21 protein-coding genes are annotated in these 24,921 nt (G+C 69.8%); 11 read left to right on the top strand and 10 right to left on the bottom strand.

Going from position 1 to position 24,921, the window contains the following annotated elements; all coding sequences use genetic code 11:
• Positions 1-44 precede the first annotated feature (44 nt).
• Positions 45-788, top strand: coding sequence for an SDR family NAD(P)-dependent oxidoreductase (locus Aco04nite_RS35230; RefSeq protein WP_213001565.1), 744 nt, complete (start codon positions 45-47; stop codon positions 786-788).
• Between the two features lie 9 nt (positions 789-797).
• Here Aco04nite_RS35230 and Aco04nite_RS35225 read toward each other — a convergent pair whose 3' ends face one another.
• Both Aco04nite_RS35225 and Aco04nite_RS35220 read right to left on the bottom strand, forming a co-directional pair.
• Complete coding sequence (locus Aco04nite_RS35225; protein ID WP_213001564.1) at positions 798-1,778, bottom strand: helix-turn-helix transcriptional regulator; 981 nt, start codon at positions 1,776-1,778, stop codon at positions 798-800.
• Between the two features lie 23 nt (positions 1,779-1,801).
• The gene (locus tag Aco04nite_RS35220) at positions 1,802-2,785 is read right to left on the bottom strand and encodes a helix-turn-helix domain-containing protein (protein WP_213001563.1); all 984 of its coding nucleotides are present in this window, start codon (positions 2,783-2,785) and stop codon (positions 1,802-1,804) included.
• 103 nt (positions 2,786-2,888) lie between these two features.
• Between Aco04nite_RS35220 and Aco04nite_RS35215 the strand changes: the two genes are divergently transcribed.
• Positions 2,889-4,094, top strand: a complete 1,206-nt coding sequence (locus Aco04nite_RS35215; protein WP_213001562.1) for a S8 family peptidase — start codon at positions 2,889-2,891, stop codon at positions 4,092-4,094.
• A 339-nt stretch (positions 4,095-4,433) separates the two neighbouring features.
• Complete coding sequence (locus Aco04nite_RS35210; RefSeq protein WP_213001561.1) at positions 4,434-5,171, top strand: hypothetical protein; 738 nt, start codon at positions 4,434-4,436, stop codon at positions 5,169-5,171.
• A gap of 409 nt (positions 5,172-5,580) precedes the next feature.
• Here Aco04nite_RS35210 and Aco04nite_RS35205 read toward each other — a convergent pair whose 3' ends face one another.
• The 4 genes from Aco04nite_RS35205 to Aco04nite_RS49805 form a co-directional block, all read right to left on the bottom strand.
• Positions 5,581-6,159, bottom strand: a complete 579-nt coding sequence (locus tag Aco04nite_RS35205; RefSeq protein ID WP_213001560.1) for a hypothetical protein — start codon at positions 6,157-6,159, stop codon at positions 5,581-5,583.
• Between the two features lie 139 nt (positions 6,160-6,298).
• Complete coding sequence (gene fusA, locus Aco04nite_RS35200; protein ID WP_280519466.1) at positions 6,299-8,230, bottom strand: elongation factor G; 1,932 nt, start codon at positions 8,228-8,230, stop codon at positions 6,299-6,301.
• A 362-nt stretch (positions 8,231-8,592) separates the two neighbouring features.
• Positions 8,593-10,974 carry a right-handed parallel beta-helix repeat-containing protein gene (locus Aco04nite_RS35195; RefSeq protein WP_213001558.1) on the bottom strand — a complete coding sequence of 794 codons (2,382 nt, stop codon included), beginning with the start codon at positions 10,972-10,974 and terminating at the stop codon, positions 8,593-8,595.
• A 347-nt stretch (positions 10,975-11,321) separates the two neighbouring features.
• Positions 11,322-11,453 (bottom strand): hypothetical protein, encoded by a 132-nt coding sequence (locus Aco04nite_RS49805; RefSeq protein ID WP_280519452.1) that lies wholly within the window; start codon positions 11,451-11,453, stop codon positions 11,322-11,324.
• Between the two features lie 104 nt (positions 11,454-11,557).
• On the opposite strand from Aco04nite_RS49805, the gene Aco04nite_RS35190 reads away from it, so the two are divergent.
• Complete coding sequence (locus Aco04nite_RS35190) at positions 11,558-12,355, top strand: hypothetical protein (RefSeq protein WP_244876522.1); 798 nt, start codon at positions 11,558-11,560, stop codon at positions 12,353-12,355.
• Positions 12,356-12,357: 2 nt separating this feature from the next.
• Here the strand turns inward: Aco04nite_RS35190 and Aco04nite_RS35185 are convergent, their stop codons facing one another.
• Complete coding sequence (locus tag Aco04nite_RS35185) at positions 12,358-14,511, bottom strand: IPT/TIG domain-containing protein (protein ID WP_213001556.1); 2,154 nt, start codon at positions 14,509-14,511, stop codon at positions 12,358-12,360.
• 276 nt (positions 14,512-14,787) lie between these two features.
• On the opposite strand from Aco04nite_RS35185, the gene Aco04nite_RS35180 reads away from it, so the two are divergent.
• Together Aco04nite_RS35180 and Aco04nite_RS35175 are read left to right on the top strand one after the other, a co-directional pair.
• On the top strand, positions 14,788-15,795 hold the full coding sequence (locus Aco04nite_RS35180; RefSeq protein ID WP_244876521.1) for a glycoside hydrolase family 3 N-terminal domain-containing protein: 1,008 nt from the start codon (positions 14,788-14,790) through the stop codon (positions 15,793-15,795).
• A gap of 59 nt (positions 15,796-15,854) precedes the next feature.
• Entirely contained in the window at positions 15,855-16,637 is a 783-nt protein-coding gene (locus Aco04nite_RS35175) for a carbonic anhydrase (RefSeq protein ID WP_213001555.1), read from the top strand.
• Between the two features lie 307 nt (positions 16,638-16,944).
• Here the strand turns inward: Aco04nite_RS35175 and Aco04nite_RS35170 are convergent, their stop codons facing one another.
• Positions 16,945-17,682, bottom strand: a complete 738-nt coding sequence (locus tag Aco04nite_RS35170) for an SDR family oxidoreductase (RefSeq protein ID WP_213001554.1) — start codon at positions 17,680-17,682, stop codon at positions 16,945-16,947.
• 184 nt (positions 17,683-17,866) lie between these two features.
• On the opposite strand from Aco04nite_RS35170, the gene Aco04nite_RS35165 reads away from it, so the two are divergent.
• The 4 genes from Aco04nite_RS35165 to Aco04nite_RS35150 all read left to right on the top strand — a co-directional run bounded on the left by Aco04nite_RS35165 (position 17,867) and on the right by Aco04nite_RS35150 (position 23,148).
• Complete coding sequence (locus Aco04nite_RS35165; RefSeq protein ID WP_213001553.1) at positions 17,867-18,871, top strand: AraC family transcriptional regulator; 1,005 nt, start codon at positions 17,867-17,869, stop codon at positions 18,869-18,871.
• Between the two features lie 45 nt (positions 18,872-18,916).
• Positions 18,917-20,554 carry a GGDEF domain-containing protein gene (locus tag Aco04nite_RS35160; RefSeq protein ID WP_213001552.1) on the top strand — a complete coding sequence of 546 codons (1,638 nt, stop codon included), beginning with the start codon at positions 18,917-18,919 and terminating at the stop codon, positions 20,552-20,554.
• A gap of 143 nt (positions 20,555-20,697) precedes the next feature.
• On the top strand, positions 20,698-22,359 hold the full coding sequence (locus Aco04nite_RS35155; RefSeq protein ID WP_213001551.1) for a peroxidase family protein: 1,662 nt from the start codon (positions 20,698-20,700) through the stop codon (positions 22,357-22,359).
• Between the two features lie 96 nt (positions 22,360-22,455).
• Positions 22,456-23,148: a hypothetical protein gene (locus Aco04nite_RS35150; RefSeq protein WP_213001550.1), complete on the top strand. Its 693-nt coding sequence runs from the start codon at positions 22,456-22,458 to the stop codon at positions 23,146-23,148.
• Here the strand turns inward: Aco04nite_RS35150 and Aco04nite_RS35145 are convergent, their stop codons facing one another.
• Together Aco04nite_RS35145 and Aco04nite_RS35140 are read right to left on the bottom strand one after the other, a co-directional pair.
• Positions 23,149-23,598 (bottom strand): YdeI/OmpD-associated family protein, encoded by a 450-nt coding sequence (locus Aco04nite_RS35145; RefSeq protein WP_213001549.1) that lies wholly within the window; start codon positions 23,596-23,598, stop codon positions 23,149-23,151. It lies immediately after the preceding gene.
• Between the two features lie 59 nt (positions 23,599-23,657).
• Positions 23,658-23,912 carry a hypothetical protein gene (locus Aco04nite_RS35140; RefSeq protein WP_213001548.1) on the bottom strand — a complete coding sequence of 85 codons (255 nt, stop codon included), beginning with the start codon at positions 23,910-23,912 and terminating at the stop codon, positions 23,658-23,660.
• A 68-nt stretch (positions 23,913-23,980) separates the two neighbouring features.
• On the opposite strand from Aco04nite_RS35140, the gene Aco04nite_RS35135 reads away from it, so the two are divergent.
• Positions 23,981-24,904, top strand: a complete 924-nt coding sequence (locus Aco04nite_RS35135) for an RNA polymerase sigma factor (RefSeq protein WP_244876520.1) — start codon at positions 23,981-23,983, stop codon at positions 24,902-24,904.
• Positions 24,905-24,921: the final 17 nt, after the last annotated feature.

Raw genomic sequence — 24,921 nt, 5'->3', positions numbered from 1 at the left:
CCGGGCACGGGGTAGGCGCGGATTTCACAAGGGGTGAGTGGCTCGTGGGCGAGAAGATTCTGTCGGACAAGGTGGCGCTGGTGACCGGGGGCAGCCGGGGGATCGGCGCGGCGTCGGCCCGGCGGCTGGCTGCGCTGGGCGCGGATGTGGTCATCACCTATGTCGCACAGGCGGCGAAGGCGAAGACGGTGGTCGAGGAACTGCGGTCGCTGGGCGTGCGCGCCGAGGGCATCCAGGCCGACCAGGCCGACCGGGCACAGGTGACGGCCATGGTGGACGCGGTCGCTCAGCGGTTCGGCGGGATCGACATCCTGGTCAACAGCGCCGGTGTCTTCCGGCCCGGGGAGCTGACCGACGCCGGACGCGATGAGCAGGTCGCGATCAACCTGACCGGTGTCGCCGACACGACCTACCGGGCCGTGCGGCACATGCGCGAGGGCGGCCGGATCGTGAACCTGTCGTCCAGCCTTGCCAGCAAGACCTTCGCAGCCGGCATGTCCGACTATGCGGCGACCAAGGCCGCGGTCACGGCGTACACGCGTGGGTGGGCCCAGGATTTCGCCGCCCGTGGGATCAACGTGAACGTGATCGAGTGCGGCATCATCGACACCGACATGGCCATGTCGAAGGATTCCGAGGGTGGCCAGTTCATGCTTCAGGCGGTCATCCCGATGCACCGGTACGCCGAGGCTGACGAGGTTGCCGGTGTGGTGGCGTTCCTGGCCGGGCCGGACGCCGCGTACATCACCGGCAGCACCGTTCGTGTCGACGGCGGCGCCCTTGCCTGAGGCCTGGCTTCAGGACTCACCGCGGTGGTCGCCGGGGGTTTCGCGGCGCGTGACGTCGAACTCGCGGCGGTCGCCGCGGGTCTCGCGGGGCGTGCCGCCGTACTCGCGGCGGTAGGCGGTGGCGAACGAGGCGTGGCTGGCGAACCCGGACGCGTGCGCGACCTGCGCGATTGACCGGTTGTCCCACGTTGAACTGGCCAACCGGGTCCGGGCCAGCCGCAGCCGCTCCGAGCGGATCAGGTCGCGGGAGGTGGTGCCCGAGGCCTGCAGCACGTCCTGCAGATAGCGCGCCGACCAGCCCAGCGCCCGGGCGATGTCGGTGATGGAGAGGTCGGGGTCGGCAGCGTGACGGCGGACGTACTGCCTCACCTGCGCCTCGACCTCTTTTCGCTGGGCGGCCGGTGCTGAGTCGCCGGCGCCCTCGGCGACCAGGCAGAGCAGGTCCAGCAGCTGGTCGCAGGCGATGTCGAAGGTTGCCTCGGAGAGGTGTTCCCGCTCCTGTTGAAGGGTGAGCACCGTCTGCCGGATCAGCCGGCCGAGTCCCGCGGTGCCGTCGAAGACCTGCGAATCCCGGGCCCCGGCGGGATTGCGGCGGTGGATCGCCTCGCGGGGGAAGATCAGCGCGACCGACTGGAATTCCTCGCCGTGGGCGAAGGTCACCGGGCGGTCCACGTCGCACAACGCGAGAGTGCCCGGCCGGATCTCGCCCGCGGCTGCGGCCTGCTCCACCTGAGCGCTCCCGGCGGTCGGCACCAGCAGCTCGAACATGCCGCGCGGGTCTGTCCGGATGTGCCGCCGCTCCCGTACGAACTCCTCGCGGACGTTGCCGCAGAGCGCGATGCCGTACGACCGGGACCGCTGCCACTCCAGCCGCCCCGCCCAGGGGCCGGCCTCCGTCAGGGTGACCCGGCTCTTCCCGTGCAAGTCGATGAACGCTTCCCGCCAGGCATCGGGCGTCGGTGTCAGACCACGCTCGTTCCAGCGATACATGCCAGAACAGTAGCCAACCTCGATCAGGCCGGCCGCTGGGAGATCGGGGCTGAGAGCCAGCCCCTGCGGGCGGCCTGGAAGGCGAGGCCGGTGCGGGTGTCGACGCCGGCGAGGTCCATGAGGCGGTCGAGGCGGCGCTGGACGGTTCGTTTGCTGACACCGAGGTGGGTGGCGATGGACTTGTCCGGCATTCCGGATACGAAAAGTGACAGCAGCAGGACCTCGGATTGTTGCAGCTCGGCGCGCGGCGTTTCTCCGACGAGGGGCGTCGCGCGTTCCCAGTAGCTTTCGAAGAGGGCGACCAGGGCGTCGAGGAGTTCGCTGGAGCGGATCAGTGCGGCGGTGGGTTCGCCGAAGCCGCGGGACTCGTCGGGCACGAGCGGGCAGATCGCGAGGGAGCGGTCGGCGATTGCCAGGCGTACGGGGAGGGTGGGGAGCGTGCGGGACTCCTCGCCGGCGGCCATTGATTCGAGGATGCTCTGCAGCTCGCCGGGTTTTTCGAGGAGCTCGCGTTCGTAGATCGCGCGGTATTTCACGCCGCGGCCGAGGGCCGAATTTTCCTCGGCGTTCTCGGGTCCGGCCATCGCCAGCGGGTTGGCGCGGCAGAACCAGAGGATCTCCTCCCGCGCGCCGTCCTGCATCGCGCGCAGTCGCTGACGCAGGACCTGCGCGCCGACCACGATCTCGACGAGATGTTCTGAGCTGCGCCGGCGGGTGTGGTTGCGGTAGTCCTCGCTGAGGGCGGCCACGGTCTGGCGCGCGTTCTCGAGCGACTGTTGCCGGCGCAGGAGCACGTCACCGAGGGCGACGTCCGGCGGCAGCGGGTGGTAGATCGGCCCCGCGCCGGCGAGCCCCTTGGAGCGCAGGCCTTCCAGGGCCGCCGCGGCCTCGGCGGGTGACATCGCGTCGTGCGCGGCGAGGTCGTCGGCGCCGGCTCCACCGAGCCGCACGAGCAAGCGGTACGCGTGCTGCTCCGCTGCCGTCAGCACGCCGAGATCGGGCTCCATGCGGCAACTCTACGAACACACCCGCCCGACGATCACATTCTGGTGGCCGATCAAGCTGCTACCTTCACTTTGAGTAACCGTGATCTAACTGGAGGAGGCTCAGATGCCGACATCCGTACGGATAACGGTCGCGGCCGCCGTAGCCGTGGCCCTGAGCGCCGTGGCGGTGCCGACGAGCGCGGGCGCGGCGCCTGTCGGGCGGGCCGTGGTTGCCGTCGCGCCGGACGCCGACGTCGTGCCCGACAGCTACGTGATCCTGCTGGAGCAGGCCGGCACCGCGGTCAAGACCCAGGCCACGGCACTCGTGAAGAAGCACGGCGGCAAGGTCCGGCAGACCTATTCGCATGCCGTACGCGGATTCGCGGCGACGATGACCGCCGAGCAGGCCGCGAAGCTGGCCGCCGACCCCGCGGTCACCGCCGTCCAGCCGAACATCGTGCACCACGCGAGCACCACGCAGACCGATCCGCCGTCGTACGGACTCGACCGCATCGATCAGCGCACCCGGCCGCTCAGCGCCACGTACACGTACACGACATCCGCGTCGAACGTGCACGCGTACATCATCGACACAGGCATCCGCGCCACGCACGCGGACTTCGGCGGCCGCGCGACCAGCGGGTTCGACGCGATCGACGGCGATGCGGCGGACGACTGCAACGGTCACGGCACACATGTCGCGGGTACGGTCGGCGGCAGCGCGTTCGGGGTCGCCAAGGGCGTACAACTGGTGGCGGTCCGGGTATTGGATTGTGAAGGCAGCGGCACGACCGCGCAGGTCGTCGCGGGGATCGACTGGGTGTCGGCGAACGCTGTCACGCCCGCGGTGGCCAACATGAGCCTCGGCGGCGGACCGGACCCGGCCCTCGACGCCGCGGTCAGCCGCTCCATCGCCGGCGGCGTGAGTTACGCGATCGCGGCCGGCAACGGCGGACCGCTCGGCATCCTTCCCCTGGACGCCTGCATTCAGTCGCCGGCTCGGGTCCCGGCCGCCCTCACCGTCTCCGCCGTCGACAGCACCGACCACAAACCGAGCTGGGCCAACCGCGGCACCTGCGTCGACGTCTTCGCGCCCGGCGTCAACATCACGTCGGCGTGGATCACCGACAACAACGCGACCACCACTATCAGCGGTACGTCCATGGCCGCCCCGCACGTGGCCGGCGCGGCGGCGCTCTACCTGGCGACGCACACCGCGGCGACCCCGGCGGAAGTGCACGCGGCGATCGTGTCCGCCGCGACCCCCGACGTCGTCACCGGCCCGGGCCTCGGAACCCCGAACCGACTGCTCTACACAGGAACGTTCTGACCCCCGCCGTCACCCGAACGAAGGACCCCACGCCGCGGCCGGACCATCAGATCATGCAGCTCACAGGCAATCTGACGGCTCCGGCCCGGTCGCGTTCAGGTGGCCGGGGTAGGTACCCGGTGACAGCATGTGTCTATGCGTGACGTCCACCGGAAGGAACCCCGCGACACCCACCGGAAGGAACCCCGCGACACCCACCGGGAAGACCCTCGGGAGCGGCCGTCCTGGTTCGAGCCCCGCGCCCGGATTCCCGCCCCGCGCCGCCGTCCCCAGCTGTCTGACGGTCCCTCGCTGTCTGACGGTCCCCCTGACCGTCCCCAACCGCTTGACCGTCCCCAGGTGCCTGACGGTCCCTCGCTGCCCGACCGTTCCTCGCTGACTGGCCGTTCCTCGCTTCTTGACCGTCCGCAGGAGCGCAGGGTCTCCGAATGGGCGGCTGCCCGCTGCGATGAGATAGCCGGCGATGTGGCCCGCGGTGGGCTGTGGCGTTTCACCGAAGTGGTCGCGGACGTGCTCTACCCGGGGGTCGGGGTGGCGGTCGCCGCCGCGCAGCGGGCAACCAAGTGGGGGCCGGAACTGGTCGGCCTCACCGACGAGCGCGGCTCCGACGTGAAGATCGGACTGGTCGGTTCCGAGCAGCTCGGCCTCTGGACGATCTTCCGCACCAGGCTCGGTCAGTCCGACCCCGGCCCGCGCCCGGCCTGGTGCACCGACCTTCCGATCGGCCCGGTCGGCGCCGAGGGGGTGCGCCGCGAATCCACGATCATCTCCGGCATCGAGGACGCCAAGCCCGCCGACGTGGCCGGCCTGCTCCTGAGCCCGCCGACGGCCGCCGCCGGCACCCGGCTCCTCGCCCGCGTCGACGTCCGCCTGCGCTCCGGCGTCCTCGCGGTCGACGCCGGCGACGGCCGCTGGCAACGCCGGATGTACTTCACCGTCGTCTTCCCACCGAGCCGTGGCAACACCCACCACGAGCGCTACCGCGTCGTCTGCCCGGCCTGCGGCGGCCGCCGCCTCGCCCAGCTCCGCGGCTTCGACGTCTGCTCCGACTGCGGCTGGCTGGCCCACCAGACCTGACCGCCAGCGCCCGCCGAGACCTGCCCGCCTGCGCCCGCCGAGACCTGCCCGCCCGTCTGCCTGACCGCCCGTCTGACCGCCCACCTGTCTGCCAAGGCCTGACCACCCGCCAAGACCTGGCCCGTCGCGGATGCCGAGACCTGACCCGCCGCGGATGCCGAGACCTGGCCCGCCGCGGATGCCGAGACCTGGCCCGTCGCGGATGCCGAGACCTGGCCCGCCGCGGATGCCGAGACCTGGCCCGTCGCGGATGCCGAGACCTGGCCCGTCGCGGATGCCGAGACCTGGCCCGCCGCGGATGCCGAGACCTGGCCCGTCGCGGATGCCGAGACCTGGCCCGTCGCGGATGCCGAGACCTGGCCCGTCGCGGATGCAGCTACCTGGTGGGGCGGCTGAGTGCCGCGAGCGGTTAGACGCCCAGGCCGGACTTGACCGCGTCGGCGTAGCGCATCTGCAGGGGGCGTGGGTCGAGGCCGAGCAGGTGGAGGAGTTCGTGGTGCTGGGAGTTGGCCATGGACTGCTCGGATGTCAGGTTGGCCTGCACGGCGGGCAGATCCAGGTCGCCGAGGGCGAAGGGTGCGAAGACCGCGGGGTCGGCGCCGTATGCACCGGACGGGGGAGTGGCGTCGAGGGGGTAGATGCGGCCGAGATGGTCGACCTGGATCTCGTTGTCGTCGTCGTCCCAGTCCGGCTCGACGAGTTGCTGTTTGTTCAGGTAGTCGTGGAAGGCGCGGCCTTCGCGGAACAGGCCGGCCACCAGGACGTCGGAGTCGAAGACGCTGAAGGCGGCGGCCAGTGCGCCGGCCGGGCGGCTCAGCAGGCGGGCGAGATCATCGGTGGGGGCCCAGCCGTTCTCGTCCTCCGGCACGACGGCCCAGCGCTGCTCGCCGACCGGGATCACGACCGCCCGCTGCCCCGACCCGGCGACCGCGGCGCGCACGTCGTCGAGCGCGCCGGTAGCGAGAATCGTCTGATAAGTGCTGCCCATGGTCCCGGATACTACGGGCCGGGTCCGACAGGAAAGCACGGCGAGAAGCCCGGCCCGGTCCGACAGAAAAGCGCAGCGAGGAGACCGGGCCCGGTCCGTCAGAAAAGCGCGGCGAGTGGACCAGGCCCGGCCCCGAGTGTTATGCCGCTGCGCGATAGCCCGCCGCCCGCGAGGTGAACGTCCCGCGCCCACTCGTGCGGCTGCGTAGCTGGGTCGCGTACCCGAACAGCTCGGCGAGCGGAACGAGCGCGGTCACCGTACGCCCCGATGTGGTGGTGATCTGGCCATGCCGCGCGGCAAGATCACCGAGCACCGCACCGAGCGCGTCCTCCGGCGCGCTGACCGTGACCTCCGCGACCGGCTCGAGCACCACCATCTCGCAGGCCTGCAGCGCCGCACGCAGCCCGAACCGCCCGGCCGCCCGGAACGCCATCTCCGACGAGTCCTTGGAATGCGTGGCACCGTCGGTGAGGGTGACCCGCAGCCCGGTCACCCGATGCCCGCCCACCGGACCTGCCGCGAGGGCTTCCCGGCAGCCGGCCTCGACCGCGCGCACATACTCGCGTGGCACCCGCCCGCCGGTCACCGTGGACTCGAACTCGAAGTCACCGTCCGGCAGGGGAGCGACATCGAGGACGATGTGGGCGAACTGGCCCGCGCCGCCGTCCTGCTTGACGTGGCGGTGAACGAATCCGGTCACCCCACGCACGATGGTTTCGCGGTAGGAGACCTGCGGCCGGCCGACGGTGACGGCCAGCCCGCTGTCGGTGCGTATCCGCTCCACGGCAACCTCGAGGTGCAGTTCGCCGAGGCCGGACAGCAGGATCTGCCCGGTTTCCGGATCGGTGCGCACGACCAGCGACGGATCCTGCTCAGCGAGGTACGCGAGCACGGTCGACAGTCGCTGCGCGTCGATGGTGCTGCGCGCCTCGACCGCTACCGAGACGAGGGGCTCGGCCGTGCGGGGTTCCTCGAGCAGCACCGGGCGCTCGCGGGTGCAGAGGGTGGTTCCGGCCGTCGCGGCCTTCACCCCGGTCAGGGCGACGATGTCGCCGGCTTCCGCCTGCTCCACCGCGGTGTGCCGGTCGGCCTGGATGCGCAGGATCCTGGCAATTCGTTCGGTACGCCCACCGCGCGCGTCCCACACCACGTCCCCCTTCCGAACAGTCCCGTCGTAGATCCGCACGTACGTCAGCCGCCCGAGCCTGCTCGCCTGCACCTTGAACACCAGGGCAGCCAGGTCACCGCCCGCGTCGCCGCCGGGCCCGGGGCGGGAGAGATAGTCGACCGCGGCGTCCAGCAGCGGCTCGATGCCCTTGTTCCGGTACGCCGAGCCGCACAGCACCACCACGATCCCGCCGCCGTGCGTCAACTCCTGCAACGCCAGTCGCAGGGTGCCGTCGGAGACGTTCCCGAGCTCCCGCAGCGCGCCTTCGTGCCGTTCCGCGACGGCTTCCTCGAGCGCCTTACGCGCTGTCAGTGCTTCGGCGGAGCGGGCCGGCCGATTGCGCAGGACACCGTCGGCCCACGTCAGCTCGCGCATGGCGACCAGATCGATGACGCCTTCGAAGCCGTCCTCGCGCCCGATCGGCAGTTGCACCGCGAGCGGGGTGACACCGAGCCGGTCCCGGATCGAGGTGAGCACCGCGTCGAGGTCGGCACCGGCCCGGTCGAGCTTGTTGACGAAGGCGATTCTCGGTACGCCGTACCGGTCGGCGGCCCGCCACACGGACTCGCTCTGCGGTTCGACGCCGGCCACCCCGTCGAAGACGACGACGGCGCCGTCGAGCACCCGCAGGGAACGTTCGACCTCGTCGGAGAAGTCGACGTGCCCGGGGGTGTCGATCAGGTTGATCCAGTCACCGTCCCACTCGAACGTGACCGCGGCCGCGGAGATGGTGATGCCACGGTCACGTTCCTGCGGGTCGAAGTCGGTGACGGTGGTTCCGTCGTGCACCTCGCCGCGTTTGTGGGTGGCGCCGGTGGCGTACAGGATGCGTTCGGTCAGGGTTGTCTTGCCGGCGTCGACGTGGGCGAGGATGCCGAGGTTGCGGACACGCATGATGGTGATCTTTCGAGCTTGATCCGATGGTGGACAGCGCCCGCCCGCCCGTTCCCCGATGCGGGGTAACGGTCAGGAACGTCCAGCTCCGGTGGCGCACCCGGAGCCGGGCACGCGGGACACGAGGATCAGCTCGAAACGCGACGCGGGAATGACGAGGTCGATGCGGTAACGCATGGCCTGCCCCCTTCGATCGCGGTGATGGTCAGAGGGTAGGCCGCAGGGGCCGGCGGCCGCACGGCATTTACGCCTGGAGGCATGAAAAAACCGGCTCCGGGACCTTGCGGGTCACCGGAGCCGGTCTAGAGGTTCGCTTGAACTTGGCCCTGCACTATTAGTCCTGTGAGAGAGACAGGGACACGCGGAGGGGGTCAGGAGATGGAAACGCTCGAGACGCCAGAAAAATCGCCGCTGTCAGCACGGTAGGACACAACAGAGTAAGAAGAGCCCGCGACAACAGAAGAAGAGGACAGCGAGAGCTGTTCGGTCGCGGTGCCGGTGACAAGGCCGAGACGGTCCAGGAAGTGGGTCTCCCCCGCGGAGGCGCCCTCGACCATGATGAAGGCCTGAACAGAGACCGATCCCGCCGGCGCGACAACCGAGTACGAGCTGGTTACCCAGCCGGAAGCGGAATCCACGGCAGCCTTGTTGGACGTCGCGAGACGCGTGACCTTGCCATTGGCATCGGTAAATGTGAGACCCGCGCGGACGACCCGGCCGGTCGACGAGGCCTGGAAAGACGCCACCGAGGTGTACGTCGTGCCGGCGGTGACCGTCGACTTGCGACCCGTCACGTTGATCTGGCCCGCGGAAGTGGCGGTCAGCGCCAGCGAAGAGCCGCCGATCGCACCCGACGACGTGTTACGGGCGATCTTCGTGGTGGAACCCGCCGTCCAGGCGGAAACGCCGGAAGCCGACTCCAGGCTCGCCGCGTCGTCGTCCAGCAGGTTCGCGGGGACCGCCGAGCTGCCGACCGGAAGGTCAGCGATCTGCTTGCCGTCACGGAAAACCTTGTAACCCGCGACGGTGTTGACGCCGGCGTAGGACTCGGTCCAGGTCAGCGAGTTGCTGTCGGCTGCGAGACCGGTCGCCCCTTCCGGAGCCAGCGTCGCCGTACGCACGGCAGCGCCGACGATCCCGGAAGTCGTGTTCTTCTCCCCGTTCGGCCCGGTCAGCACCGTGCCGGACGGCGCGGACGACTTGCGGGCGCCGAGGTGCACGCCGTACCACGTGGTCGGCTTGTCCTGGTCGTCGACGATCGTGTTGGCGTAGATCGCGTCGCCGGTGCCCACCGACAGCGCGATCCCCGAGGTGTCGATGCGGCCCGCACCGGTGTTGTATTCCGTCGACCCGCCGAAGCCGGCGTCGACGACCCGGTTGCCCGTGATCGAGTCGGCGGCGGTCTTCACATCCGGGTTGCCGTACACGATGATGCCGGACTGCCGCGACCGCTCGATGACGTTGTCCCGGACGACGTTGTTGCCGTCGGCCCGGACGTAGTGGTCGGCGCTGTCCCCGCTGTCGTCGCTCAGGCTGCCCGGCGTGCCCGAGGTCCCGTCGGCGTCGAGGTAGTCGCTGTAACCGATGGCCACCCCGGCGGTGTACGAGTCGAGGATCCGGTTACCCGCGATCAGGTTGTCCCGCGGGTTCGTGATGTCCTTGTTCGGCGCGACGTGCGTGTAGTTCGCGTTGGAGGTCAGCACGATGTGCGCGCCCTCCAGCGTGTTACCGGTCGCCTGCGCCTGCGTGAGCCCCTCGAAGTACATGTTGCCGTACTCGTTGACGCCCCGGGCCGCCGCGACGGCCGGCGTGGTGTGCACGACGTTGTTCTTCACCGTCGTCCGGATCGAGTTGACGAAGTCGAAGCTGTTGCCCCGGATCGTCGCGTCGAACTGGTTGTTCTGGATGACGACACCGTCGTTGCGGCCACCGCCGATGTTGTCCTCGTCGCCCGACTCGGCGCCACCCCAGTTGTCGAACCGGTTGTCGACGATGGTGACGTTCTTGACCTGCGACACCCACAGCTTGAAGTACTCGAGGTTCGTGAACCGCACCTGGCGTACGGTCCAGTTGTCCCCGGCCTTGATCCCGCCGCCGGTGTTCGTGCTCGCACCCAGCGTCGACCGGAAGTCACAGTCGACACCCGGCTGCCCCGGCAGATCGGCAGCGGTCGCCGAACCCGCGTCGGTCCGGCAGTTCCCGTTGACGGTCAGGTCGGCGACGAGGTTCGTGCTGCCGGCCTCCTTCGCGTCGGCGGGACGCACCAGGAACCCGTAGCTGAAGTTCTTCCAGTTCACCGTCGGATCCATGACCAGGCTCGTGGCCGTGATCCCGGCACCGCGCAGGTTCACGTTCACCGGCAGCGCCAGACCCTTGGTCAGCCGGTAGGACCCGGCCCGCAGCAACACCGTCGCAGTAACCGGAGCCGACGTCACCGAGCCGTCAGCCGCGACCACCGCGGAGCGCGTACGAGAAGCAGCCGAAGCCACCGCCTGCGAAAGCGACGTGTAATCGTCAGCGGTCCCGCCCTTGGGCGCGGCAGCCACGACACAGGTCGAATCGGCCGCACAGTCCGCGAGCGTCATCGCGGCCGGGCTCACGCTGGAAGTCAGCGAGTAAGCCGGCGCAGCAGACGACACCGCGGCGGACGCGGCATATGCCGGGGCAGCTGCCATGGCTGCGAACGCAGCCGGCAACGCCACCGCGGCGGCGGTAACGGCCACCCTCAGGCGGACGGTGTGGGACAGGCGCATCAGTTCTCCGGGGGTTGCGGTCTCGGTGCGATTCGGGGTGCGAATCGGGTGCAACCGTAAGAGAAGCCGCCTTCCGCCGGCCTCCACCAAAGGGTCGAATAGAGACTTGCCCGATCGGCGGCCCACGCTCAATCCGCAGCATTTGTGACAGATACCACTTGCCCGACATGCCCTGGTTACGGAGTCACGCTGTGGGCTCGGGCGCGGATTCCGGAAAGACCGCTTTCGGCACTGCGCCGCAGATTTGGTCGCGCGTGACCCGATTCTCTATGCCGTCAGTAGAGACTGCGGCGGACCAGCAACGCTCCGCACCCTAGAACGAAAACCGCCGCGATCGCGCCGCGCCCCTACCCAGAGAGCGCGGTGGTGTCGACAGCCCAGTAGGCCCAGATGCCGATCGCGGTCGCCCCCACAAAGAGCAACGACATCAGCGCCAGCGGAATCGCAAGCCCCCAGCGGTGCATGCGGAGCTCGGTCACAGGGGTGTTCCGTTCGTGAGGCGGGGCGGGGGAGGTGGAAGCATGGTGGGGTGACTCGTCGTTTTGCGCTTTGGCAGGCTGATCTTGATGGTGGGCTCTGTGCTGTGCCCGAGGAGAGTCTGGAGGCTCTGGCCGGGCGGGAGCGGATCTCGTTCGTGCTGGAGCATCAGGAGCCGGGCGGAGGCAGGACCCGGAAGGTCTTCGAGACCGTGCTCCGGGAGGACGTCGAGTGGCAGTTCACCGAGATCGAGTGGCCCGGTGATGTGCGGGCCGGGGTGCTGGTGAGTGTGTCGTGGCATGCGCAGAAGCAGGAAGTCGTCGCGCGGACGACGCCCCTCGAGGAGCCGGTCCGGGTCGACGGGGTCGACTTTTTTCACGAGTATGACCCGAAGGTGGTCACCCGCGAGTTCGAGGCGGGGAAGTCGAACCGGGGTCAGGTGATGTTCGCCGTACGGCGGCTGGGTCGGATCTTTCCCGATGGGAGCGCCGTGCTCGACGAGGCGACGTTGCCGGCGCAGACGAAGTCGCTGGGCCGGGGGGCGAAGGGGACGTTCTTCCGGGATCAGGCTGTTGAGCAGCTGATTCGCGAGGGTTACCTCACTCGCGTGCCGGGCAGTGTCGACGCGCACGGCTATCCGTCGTATCCGGCTGTCGAGGGGCAGAAGGAGGCGGAGATGCTGTTCTACGCGCCGATGCTGGAGGAGGTTCCCGATCCGGAGGACCCGGATGCGCAGGAGCGGCGGGACCACTGGGTGAACGGGTTTGTGCGGAAGCTGCCGCCGGGGGCGCAGCCTTCGGAGAAGCAGCTGGAACTGCACGAGCGGGCTGTCGAGAGCGCTCAGCTCGACGACAGCCCGCTCGCACCGGGATACACCTTTGTGAAGAAGCACCACCGGACCTGAGGTCAGGCGAAGGTGAACGTCACCCCGACGCTGGTGCCGCCGGGGGTGGTCACCGTCATGGGCGCCGACGTGCCGGCCGCGCGGGCCGGGATCGAGACCTTGAGCTGGGTGTCGGAGATCTTGGTGAAGCCCAGCGTGGCCGTGCCCAGCATGACCTTCGTGACGCCGGCGAAGCCCGTGCCGGTGATGGTCACCGGGGTCGCGGTCTTGGCCGAGCCGGTGGTCACGCTGAGCGAGGTGATGGCCGGCAGCGGCGGGGCGTTGTAGGTGAAGGCGGTGCCGGCGGCGGAGGTTCCGCCCGGCGTCGTGACCTGGATGTCCACCGGGCCCGCGGCGTGGATGGGCAGGGTCAGCTTGAGCTGGGTGTCGGAAACCTTCGTGTACGGGGTGACCACGCCGCCGACCGTGACCTTCGTGGAGTCGGTGAAGGCGGAGCCCGTGACGACGAGCGGGGTGCGGGCGTTGGTCAGGCCGTTGTCCGGGGCGAGGGTGCTGATCACCGGGGTCGGCGGGGCGGCGTAGGTGAAGGAGCCGCCCGTGCTGACGCCGCCCGGGGTGGTGATCACGACGTCGACGGGGCCGGCCGCGTGGACCGGGAGGATCAGCTTGAGCTGCGTACCGGAGACCTTCGTGAAGGAGATCTGCTTACCGTCGGCGGTGACCTTGGTGGCACCCCCGAAGTCGGTTCCGGTGAGTACTACCGGAGTCGTCTTGTAGGTCGGGCCCGTGGCCGGGGTCACGGCGGTGACGACGGGGGCGGGCGGGAGCGCGTACGTCAGCTGGCCCGCGGGGTTGCTCGTGCCGTAGGTGTTCGTCACGGTGACCGGGTAGGTGCCGGCCGGGCGGACCGGGGTGGTGAACGTCAGCGACGTCGGGCTGAGCACCTTGGCGGGCGCGGTCATCGTGCCGATCTTGACGCTGGTGACGCCGGTCAGGTCCGTGCCGGTCAGTGTGACCGTCTGGCCGCCGATCGTGGTGACCGCGGCCGGGTCGAGCGTGCCGACCCCGGGAGCAGGGGGGACGTAGGTGAACTTGCTCGCCGTCGACACCGCGCTGGTGCCGGTCGAGTTGGTGACGGTGACGTCGACCGGGCCGGTCGCGTGTGCCGGGGCGGTCGCGATGAGCTTGGTGACGCCGCCGACGACCGTCGGGGTGAAGGAGGCTTCCGTGTCACCGAACTTCACCGAGGTCGCGCTGGACAGGCCGGAGCCGGTGATGGTGACCGCGGTGCCCCGGGCCGCCTTGTTCACCGACAGCGCCGCCACCGTCGGGGGGAGTGCGAGCGGCGTCGACGGGGTGGTGATGCCGCCGACCGCGAACGCGCTGGTCGCCTGTTTGGTCACGAAGGCCCAGGAGATCTTGGCGTCGCCGCCGTTGCCCCAGTACGGGCCCCACGAGTTGCGGATGTAGATGCCCTGCGCGTCGTAGCCGTACACGGCGACCATGTGCCCGCCGAGGTTCGAGCCGGTGGTGGTCGAGTAGAGGCTGTGCGTACGCAGGTACATGAAGTCCTGGTAGACCGGCATGCCCATCGCGACCGGGGTGCCCGAGGCGAGCGCCTGCATGATCGCGGACTGCGCGCCGGCGCCCTGGTTGTTGCCGTTGAACAGCCGGGTGAAGGTGCTGACCTTGTAGTTCTTGGCGTTGTCCATCTCCGCCTGGGTCGGCGCCGACTGCCAGTTCGTGGTGCCCTGCCAGTAGTCGTCCTGGGTGTCGATGCCGGTGCTCTTCGCGTTGGCCAGCACGTAGTCGGCGATCAGCCCGGACTTGGGGGCGCCGCCCTTCGCGACGTTGGTCATGTACATGTACAGCGGCGCGTACGGGGCGCCGGAACCGTTCGTCCGGTTCGACCAGTAGCCCATGATGCTGTAGCCGATGCTCCACGCGACACACGCGCCGATCTGGCCCTGATCGCCGACGGCGGGGGCGTATTCGCGCAGGTCCACGCTGGCCGGCAGCACCTCCTGGGCGCGCAGCCCGACGCGGGCCACCGTCCGGCCGGGGCCGGGCAGCAGGTCACCGACGGCGTGCGGGTAGGTCCTCGTGCGGGTGGCAGCCTCGGCGGGCAGGGCCGGGAGCAGCGCGGGGAGGGCGGTCAGAACGGCCGCGGCCAGCACCAGCCGGCTCCGATTCAGCGCATGGGGCGTCAGGCGCATCCGTGGTCCTCCTCAGGATCATGACAAGGCCCGCCTCATCGGCACGGTGACCGGCGGGTTGAGGAAAACGTGACCGGTGGGGATAGCGTTGCGGCCGTGTGGAGCAGCCGGGCATCAGCAGCGACCGTGGTTCTGGCACTGACCGGCGGTCTGGCGGCGTGCTCGACCCGCCCTCCGGCAGCGCCGATCGCGGCCCCGTCCCCATCCGCGTCGACCACGAGCGCTTCTCCTGCTCCGAGTGCGTCTCCGACCAGGGCAGACTGCGTCTCCAAGACCTTGACGGGCCTGTCTCTGGAGGAGCGGGCCGGTCAGCTGCTGATGATCGGTACGCCCGTAGATGCGCCCGGCCCCCTCGCGCGCGACATCGACACCCTGCACCTCGGCGGCGTGTTCCTGGCCGGGCGCAGCACCCGGTCGGCGTCCGCCCTGCGTGCCGACATCACGGCGCTGACCAGGGCCGGTGACATCCCCGCGCTGGTCTCGCTCGATCAGGAGGGCGGCAGCGTGCAGACACTCAAGGGCCCGGACTTCCCGCTCCTGCCCTCGGCGCAGCGGCTCGGGACAAAATCACAGACAGAGCTGCGCAGCACCGTACGCGAGAGCGCGCGTCGCCTGGACGCGATCGGCATCACGCTCAACCTGGCACCGGTGGCCGACACCGTCCCGGACGACGTCGGCGCGGCGAACCCGCCGATCGGGGCGTTCCGCCGGCAGTACGGCTCGGACCCCGCGAAGGTGGCCGCCGACATCGCCACGGTGGTCCCGGCGTCGCAGGACCAGGGCGTACTCACCGTGTTGAAGCACTTCCCCGGGCTCGGCCGGGTCCGCGCGAACACCGACGTGTCCAAGGATGTCGTCGACGCGCAGGCGGACGCCACCGACCCGTACCTCGAGCCTTTCGTCGCCGGGATCAAGGCGGGCTCGGCCGCGGTCATGATCTCCTCGGCCCGCTACCCGAAACTGGACCGCTCGAACATCGCCGCCTACTCCAAGCCGATCGTCACCGGCCTGCTTCGGGAACGGCTCGGCTTCCAGGGAATGGTGGTCTCCGACGACCTCGGCGCGGCGGACGCGGCCGCGATCGTACCGGTCGGCGAACGCGCGGTGAAGTTCGTCGCGGCCGGCGGTGACCTGGCGCTGACGATCCGCCCGCAGGACGCCGAGCCCATGGCGGCGGGCCTGATCGCCGAGGCGCGCAGGTCACCCGAGTTCAACGCCCGGGTGACCGACGCCGCGCGGCACATCCTGACGGTCAAGGATCGCGCCGGTCTGCTGCACTGCTGAGACTGTTCACATCGGTCTGCTAGACATCGATGATCATCCCTCGTCGATGGAGACCCCCCATGTCTCGAAAAGATCTGTCCCGGCGTTCCCTGCTGCTCTCCGGCGGCGCTGCCGCCCTAGGCGCGGCAGGCCTGCTCGCCGGTGGTACTCCTGCCGGTGCGAGCCCTGCTGGTGCGACTCCTGCTGGTGCGACTCCTGTCGGCACGAGCCCTCTCGGCACGAGCTCTCTCGGCGCCGTCGTCGCCGAGGAGCCGGCGGTCACCCCGACGGCGGCGCTCGGCCGCCTGCTGGCCGGTAACCGGCGCTTCGTCGCCGGGCACGCCCGCCACCCGCACCAGGGTCTGCAGGACCTGCACGACCTCGCCACGGGCCAGCACCCGTTCGCCATCACCATCGGGTGCGCCGACTCGCGGGTCTCCCCGGAAGTACTGTTCGACCAGGGGCTCGGCGACATCTTCGACAACCGCGTCGCCGGCAACATCGTCGACGACCTGCTGCTGGGCAGCATCGAGTTCGCCGTCGAAGAATTCGCCAGCCCACTGATCGTGGTGCTCGGCCACGAACGCTGCGGCGCGATCAACGCCACCATCAACGCCATCACCTCCGGCAGCACCGCCCCCGGCCACATCGCAACAATCGTCGACGCCCTGCGCCCAATCATCGAGCCGGTCCTGACCCGCCCAGGCGACCCCGTCGACAACGCCGTCCGCGCCAACATCGAAGCCCAGACCGCCGAACTGGTCCAGCGAAGCAACCTGATCGCCGACCACATCGCCGCAGGCAAAGTACGCGTCGTCGGCGCCCGCTACGACCTCGACAACGGCCACGTCACCCTGCTCTGACGGGTCTTGCTCTGACGGGTCTTGCTCTGACGGGTCTTGCTCTGACCGGTCTTGCTCTGACCGGCCTCGCTTTGCCCGGGCCCGGCCCGCCGACCTGCCGACTCACGACCCGGCTTGCTGCCGACCTACCGAGCCCCGACCCGGCCTCCTACCGACCTACCGACTCCCCGACTCGGCTTCCTACCGACTCACCGGCCTACCGACTCACCGATCCGGCTTCCCACCAGCTTCCCCACTCCCCGAGTCGCCGACTCCCCGACTCGCCGACTCGCCGAGCCGCCGGGTCGGGGAGTGGGGAAGGGTGGGCTCACCAGCCGACCGGGCCGCTGACGTCGAAGAAGGTGCCGGTGGGGCCGTCGGCGGGGATCGTGGCGGCTCGGACGACGACTTTTGCGCCCTCGGACGGGTGCTGGCCGGCGCCGGTGCTGCCGTTCATGTCGGTGTCGTTGTAGCCGGGGCATACGGAGTTGACCTTGATCGGTGTATCGCTGAGCTCGACGGCGAGCTGACCGGTCAGCGCGTTCACGATGGTCTTGGACGTGGAGTAGGCGTAGCTGGTCCCGTACTGTCCGAGCGGGTTGCCCGGGGACACCAGCGTGGAGACCGACCCCATGGTGCTGCTGACGTTCACGATGCGCCCCGCCGGCGCCTTCTGCACGAGCGGCAGGAATGCCTGGGTGACCCGGAGTGTGCCGTAGAAGTTCACGTCCAGGGTGCGCCGGATCGTGTCGGTGCTGATGGTGCTGGCCGGTCCCTCCTCTTTGCCCAACGCCACGGCCGCGTTGTTGACCAGCACATCGAGTGCGCCGGTCGTGTCGCTGACGTGTGCCGCGGCTGCCTGAACGCTGTCCGGGTCGGTCAGGTCGAGGCTGACGAATCGAACATCGCCCTCCCCAGCCAGTTTCTGCGCCGCGGCCTCGCCACGTGCGCGGTCGCGGGCTCCCAGCCAGACGGTGAAACCCTGCTGCGCGAGCTGGCGTGCGGTCTCGAATCCGATGCCCTTGTTGGCGCCTGTGACGAGTGCCGTCTTCTTCGTAGTGGTCATGGAATCGATCGTCGCCCGCAGGAGCGGTACGATCCATAACGTGGAATCCGGAATAACTTACGCATCGTCCAGTGCCGCATCGTCCAAAGCCGGATTGTCCAGGGCCGCATCGTCCAAAGCCGGATTGTCCAGAGCCGTGTCATCCAAAGCCGGATTGTCCCGCGCTGAATCGTCCAGTGCTGGGGTGGCGCCGCTCGGGCACGATGACCCGATCGCGGCGGCCATCGGACTGCTCCGGCCGCGCACCGTGGTCGAGGCCGGGCTCCATGCCGCCGGGTCGTGGGCGGTGCGGTACGACGCGTTTCCGCACGTGAAGATCGGGGGTGTCGTGCGGGGTGAGTGCTGGCTGGCCATCGACGGGCACGAGCCCGTGCTGCTGCGTGAGGGTGACATCTTCCTGCTGACCAACCCGTCGGCGTACCTCATGGCCAGCAGCCTCACCGCGACGTCGTACGCCGCGGAGCAGTTGTGGGAGACCGCCTCGAACGGCGTGGTGCGGATCGGGCCCGAGGCGGACGAGGACACGTACCTGTGCGGGGGTTATTTCTGGTTCGACGAGTCCAACGCGTCGATGCTGATCGACGTGCTGCCGCAGCTCGTGCACGTCCCGGCAGCCGATCCGCGTAACAAGCAGCTCGCGTATGTGACCGAACTGCTGACCGCCGAGGTCGAGCACAATGCCGCCGGTAGTTCCCTGGTCCTGGACCACCTCGTGCAGATTCTGTTCGTGCACGCGCTGCGCGCCCACGCCGAGCGGACCGACCGGCCCACCGGCTGGCTCGGAGCCCTCAACGACGACGGTATCGGCGCCGCGCTCCGCGCCATGCACGCGGATGTCGCGCACCGCTGGACCCTCAAGGAGCTCGCCGGCGTCGGCCGGATGTCCCGCTCGGCGTTCGCCGCGACCTTCAAGGACCAGATCGGGTCCGCACCCCTGGAGTACCTGATCGAGTGGCGGATGAAGCTCGCCCGCGACGCCCTGTGCCGCAACACCCGGTCGATTTCCGAGTTGGCCGCCGCGACGGGCTACGAATCCGAGAGCGCCTTCAGCACCGCGTTTCGCCGGGTGGTCGGCTACTCACCCAAACACTTCCGCGACGGCTGCGCGGCCACGGTTGCGGACGGCGGGGTTGCGAACGGCGGGGTTGCGAACGGCAGGGTTGCGAACGGCAGGGTTGCAGATGGGTAGTGCGTTTCACTCAAGCATGGGCCGGCGCGGGCGATAGTCCGCGACGTGACCGCCACGAGTATCGCCAAGCCCCCCGTCATGGCCGCGGCCGTGCAGGTGGCGGCGCTGCTCGATCAGGCCGAGGAGGCCCGGCTGCGCGGTGACTACCGGGCCGGGTCGGAGCTCGCGCGGCAGGCGGCGAAGCTCGCCGGGGTCTGTGGTGACGCTGCCGGCGAGGCCGCCGCGCTGCGCTCGATGGCCAATCAGCTGATCCGGCTCGGCGAGCAGGAGGCCGCGGTCACCGCGTGCCGGGAGGCCGTCGCCGTGCTGGAGACGCTGCGCGACGACGCCGGGATCTGCGAGGTCCTCACCGTGCAGGCGATGCCGCTCAACGGGCTCGGCATGCACGAGGAGGCGCTCGAGGCGCTGGCGCGCGGCCGGGAGATCGCCCAGCGGCTCGGTGACCGGGACCTGCTCTACTGGGTGCACAACCGCACCGGCGTCGTGCACGGCAGCATGGGTAACCGCGAGCAGAGCACCGACTACCTGATGCGGGCCCTGAGCATGGCCGAGGGCATGGATGTCGAGGCGCGGTTCTGCATCCTCAACAACCTCGGCGACAACGCGGTCTACCAGGTTCCGCGGCAGCGGGCCAACGGCGACGCGGACGGCGCGCGGGAGACATTGCGCAACGCCCTCGGATACGTCGACGAGGCGCTGCGGCTGGCCCGCGAGGCGCGGCACCCGTTCCGGGAGTCGATCTGCCTGGACAACTACGGGATGCTGCGGGCGCTCGACTACGACTTCGAAGCCGCGGACCGGATGATCGAGGACTCGCGGGCGATCGCGGCGATCCACGGATACCGGTCGCTGGAGTCGGCGGCGCTGCAGCACCAGGCACACGTACGCCTCATGCGCGGCGAGTGCGCGAAGGCGATCGAGGGGCTGCTGGAGGCGCTGGACCGGGCCGTGGAGGCGGGCGAGACGCCGATGGCGATGGAGATCCACCGGGAGCTGTCCGAGGCGTACGAGCAGGTCGGCAACTTCGCGGCGGCGCTCGGGCACTACAAGGCGTACCACCTGCTGGAACGGACCGCGCACAACGACGTGGCCGCCGCTCGCGCCCGGATGGCCGTGCACCAGTTCGAGCTGGACAACGCGCGGCTGGAGGCCGAGCTGGCCCGGGTCCGCAGCGCCGAGCTCGAGGTGGCGACGCTGAGCTGGCAGCGCCAGGCGACCGAGGACTCGCTGACCGGGCTGCCGAACCGTCGTTTCGCCGAGCTACGCCTGCCGGAAATGGTGGCCTCGGGTGGCCCGCTCTGTGTGGCGATCGCCGACGTGGACCTGTTCAAGGGGGTCAACGACCGCTTCGGCCACTTCGTCGGTGACGAGGTGCTGCGCCAGATCGCCGCTGTGCTGCGCGACAACGTGCGTGACCTCGACCTGGTGGCCCGACTCGGCGGCGAGGAGTTCCTGATCGGTCTGGACGGCGTGGACTTCGAGGACGCCCGGGCGCGGTGCGAACTGCTGCGGGCGCAAGTGGCCGCGTACCCGTGGGAGGGTCTGCAGCCGGGTCTGAGCGTGACCATCAGTCTCGGCCTGGCCATCGTCCGCGCCGAGGAGGACCTGCCGGCGGCGATGATCCTGGCGGACCGCCACCTCTACGAGGCGAAGCGCGCCGGCCGCAACCAGGTCGGGTCCTAGAGCGGGCCGGTCAGGAAGCCGACAACAGGCATCACAGGGCTGCGGCCTGGCCTCTTGTCCTTGGACGCGCCGAGGGGGACGCGTCCCGCCGCCCGCCCGGATGCCGGGCGGGCGGTGGATCGCCGCGGCGAAGGGTACTCATCGTGAAGCGTCATACGCGCGATAACTATTACGTGGTCGGCGAGGGAATTCTGACCACGGACGGCAAGAACGGCATCTGCGAGCGACCGTCCACCGAGGCGTCGCTCCGCAAGTTCCGGTTCTCCCGGATCGGGCCCAAGGGGGACACTCTCGATCCAGCACTGCTGGAGAAGATCGCAAGAGCAATGACCGCAGTGCCGACGGGTACGCCGCCCGTGCAGCCGGTCGCCGACCCGGTCGTCCCGGCCGGGTTCACCTATCTGGGGCAGTTCGTCGATCACGACCTGACCCTGGACAACACCGCGACGGCGCTGGGGGAGCACGTCACGGTGAACGACCTGCTGCAGGGCCGCTCGCCGGCGCTCGACCTCGACTCGCTCTACGGGCGTGGCCCGGACGACCGTGACGACGACCGTTTCTACGCGCCGGACAAGGTCAAGCTGCGGGTCGGGCAGACCGCCGCGATCGCCGGTGAGGGCACCAACGTCAACCTGAACGGCTACGACCTGCCCCGGGTGACCCAGGGCTCGACGAAGGCCGAGCGGCAGCGGGCCCTGATCCCGGACCCGCGCAACGACGAGAATCTCGTCGTGGCCCAGACCCACCTGGCGTTCATCCGCTTCCACAACCAGGTGGTCAACCAGCTCGCCGATCAGGGTGTGCCCAGCCAGGTGCTGTTCCGCCGGGCCAGGGGGCTGGTCGTGCGGCACTACCAGTGGATGCTGCGCACGGACTTCCTGCCACGCATCGTCGACCCGGCCATCGTGGACGACGTCTTCGCCAACGGGCGCAGGATCTTCGAGATCCCGGCGCACGGCAGCACGGAGAACGGCATCCGGCATCTCAAGGCGGGCGACCACCCGACGATGCCGATCGAGTTCTCCATCGCCGCGTACCGGCTGGGTCACAGCATGGTCCGGGCCGCGTACGACTGGAACAGGATCTTCGCCGGTGGGGCCGGGAGCCTGCTGCTGCTGTTCACGTTCAGTGGCACGAGCGGCAACTTCGACCCGTTCGGCCCGGACGTCAGTGACCCGGAGACCGGGCTGTTCGAGCGGCTGCCCACCAACTGGGCGGTCGACTGGCGCCGTTTCTACGACTTCACCGAGGCCGGTCGGGACGACCTGACCGGCCCGAACGGCGTCAACAAGGCCCAGCGGATCGACACGCTGCTGGTCAACCCGCTCGCCTCGCTGCCCAAGGGCTCGTTCGGCGGGGTGGGTACCAACCCGCCGCCGGTCCAGCTCAACCTGGCTTTCCGCAACCTCGTCCGGGCCGGGATGGTCAACCTGGCGACCGGTCAGCAGCTCGCCGACGTGCTGGACATCCCGGAGCTCACCCGCGAGCAGATCCTCGGCGGCGCGGGCGGGGCGGTGCTCGACACGCTGACCGACGGGGAGCGGGAAATCTTCGCCACGCGTACGCCACTGTGGTTCTACGTCCTGCGCGAGGCGGAGCTCAACGGCGGCCGGCTCACGGGGGTCGGCGGCCGGATCGTGGCGGAGGTGTTCCACCGGGCCATGGAGGGCAGCCGCGTCTCGATCGTCGGGGACCCCGCATGGAAGCCGACGCTGGGCCCTGACGACCGTACGTTCCGGATGGTCGATCTGCTCCTGTTCGCTTTCGAGGGGCGTAAGGAGTTGCTGGCGCCGCTCGGCGACTGAGGCCCTTCGAGGGCTATGGATGCACGGCTCGTAACCGTCGCGGCACACTGTGGTGGTTACGATCGGTTACGGCCGTGCGTCTGCCATCATGGCCGCATGCTTCAGGTTGGCCGGGTGCTTCGCAGTGTTGTCACCGTCCTTGCCGTCGCCGCCTTCGCGGGCTGCTCCTCGGACGACACACCGGAGCCCGACAAGAACGTCATCAGCGTCGACACCATGCGTGCCGCCCTGCTCAAAGCCGCCGACATCGGCCCGACCTGGAAAGACCCGGGCGAGTCGGCGGCACCCGCCGAGCTGGTCAGCGTCTGCGGCGCCGACACCGCGGCGGCCGCGGTGCCCGGCAAACCGTCGGTGGTCTCCGCGACACTGTCCGACGAGGGCACCGGCGGCGTGCAGAGCCTGACTCAGCACGCCCTGGTCTACGACGACGCCATCTCGTCCGCCACGGCCCTCGCGACCCTGCGCGCGGTGGCCGACGCCTGCCCGCCGAGCGTGCAGAAACCCGCCAAGACCGGCGACCGCGACGAACCCGCGTACATCGAGACGGCGAAGACCACCACGCTCGGGCAGGGCGCCTGGAACGGCTTCGTCACCCTCCGCAACAAGCAGTACGACAAGGCCCACGCCGCCACCGCGGACATCGCCGTCGTCGCCCTGACCCGCGACAACGTCCTGCTCGTCGACCAGTACGCCATCTACCGCCTGGGCAAGTCCGCCGCCAGCGCCAACCCGGACTTCTCCAACGACTGGCAGAAACTGGTCGGCTCCACCCTCAGCCGCGTGAAGTAGTCAGCGGGCCCTCCCGGCCCTGAGCATGGTGACCGACTTCTCGATGCGCCGGGCGCGGGTCTCCGCGGTCTTCGCCCCGGTCACCTGCAGCACATGCCAGCTCTTGTTGCTCGCGGACAGGCCGTCCCAGAACGCCTTCGCCTCCGGGACGGCCGCCAGCGCCGCCGCGAGCTCGGCCGGCACCTCGACCTCCCGCGGCGCGGCATCGAGCACGACGTCCACGTCATGCACCTCCCCGGCGGCGATCCCCGCCGCACCCCGGCGCTCGGCACTCACCCCGAGCCAGTAGGCGCCGCCCATCTTCGCGATCGAGCCCCGCCACTCGTACCCGTTGACCGTCACCACGACCTTGGGACGACCCCCGCCACCCAGCTCCGCCACGACGTCGTCGCCGACCTGGAATCCGGTGGTCGTCCCGCCGGTCGCCTGCAGTTCCCCTCGAAACCTCATCCCGCGATCTTCCCGCAGACCCGGCCGCGGCACGCCCGGGCCGCCCGCTGACTACCGGATCAGAGGACACCGGCGAAACGCAGGAAGTCAGCGATCGAATTGACCGGGCTGCCGTCCGGGAACCGGACGCCGTCGACCGGGGACCAGCTGGTCTGGTTCAGGTAGGAGGTCCGGTCGAAGTCAGGGGTCAGCGACGTGACGCCCAGTTCCTCGGCGACGGCCTGGCCGGTCGGTAGCCCGAGCCGGTACATGAGGACGATTTTCGACCCGGGGTTCGACACTTTCCGGCCCGCAACGGCCGTCCGAAGATCCACTTCCATAAATGTGGGGCAGGCCACTCGGTCGTCGGGATGCGTTGGGGGAGGGGGATAGCATCGGGCCGGTGGATGACGTGGAGCTGGTCAGGGCTGCTCAGGCGGGTGATGCGGGTGCGCTCGGGGTGCTGCTGGGCAGGCACGAGGCTGGGATGCGGGCGGTTGCGCTGAGTCTGCTCGGGTTCGGGCCTGATGCTCAGGACGCTGTTCAGGACGCGATGCTGGTTGCGCTGCGCCGCATCGGCGAGGTGCGGGACCCGGGTGCGGTGGGCGGCTGGCTCAAGGCCGTTGTGCGCAACAATTGCCGGACGAGGCTGCGTGCCAATGGTGCGCTTCCCGTCGCTGATCCGGAGTGGATGCTGCCGCCGGACGACCTCGCTGACCCGGCTGAGACGATCGAGCGTGGGGCGCTGAGGGACTGGGTGTGGCACGCGATCGGGACGTTGTCCGCGGCTGATCGGCTTGTGACGATGTTGCGGTATTTCAGCGGAGTCACGGCGTACGAACAGATTGCGGTTGTCTGTGATCTGCCGGTCGGGACCGTGCGCAGCAGGCTGAGCCATGCCCGTCGCAAACTGACCGAGTGCCTGCGGGCCACCGCGGAGGCCGCCCATCCGGACGCCGGGGCCCGCACGCGCTCGCGCCGGCGGGAAGCCGAAGATGCGCTGGCAGCGGCGATGCGCGGAAATTTCCACCGGGTCGTCGATGAGCTGTGGCACCCCGACGCCGAGATGATCGCGCCGGGTGGGCTGCGCGGCGACCGCGACTTCGCCGTTCGAGGGATGGCTGGTGACCTGTCCGCGGGGGTGGGGCAGCGGCTGCTGAACGTCGCTGCTGCTGACGACCTGCTCATCTGGGAGGTCGAGCTGATCAGCCCGCCGGACGATCCTGCGCACTGCCCGCCGGGCGCGGTGTGGCTGCAGACGTTGCGGGGTGGCCGGGTGAGCCGGTTGAAACTTTTTCATCCCGCCGTCGAACTTCCGGTGGGGTAGCCGCGTCCGGTCCGGTC

Source organism: Winogradskya consettensis (genome assembly GCF_018332715.1).
Taxonomy (GTDB): Bacteria; Actinomycetota; Actinomycetes; order Mycobacteriales; family Micromonosporaceae; genus Actinoplanes; species Actinoplanes consettensis.
The sequence above is the reverse complement of the archived record's forward strand: the minus strand, read 5'-3'. Positions and strand labels throughout refer to the sequence as shown.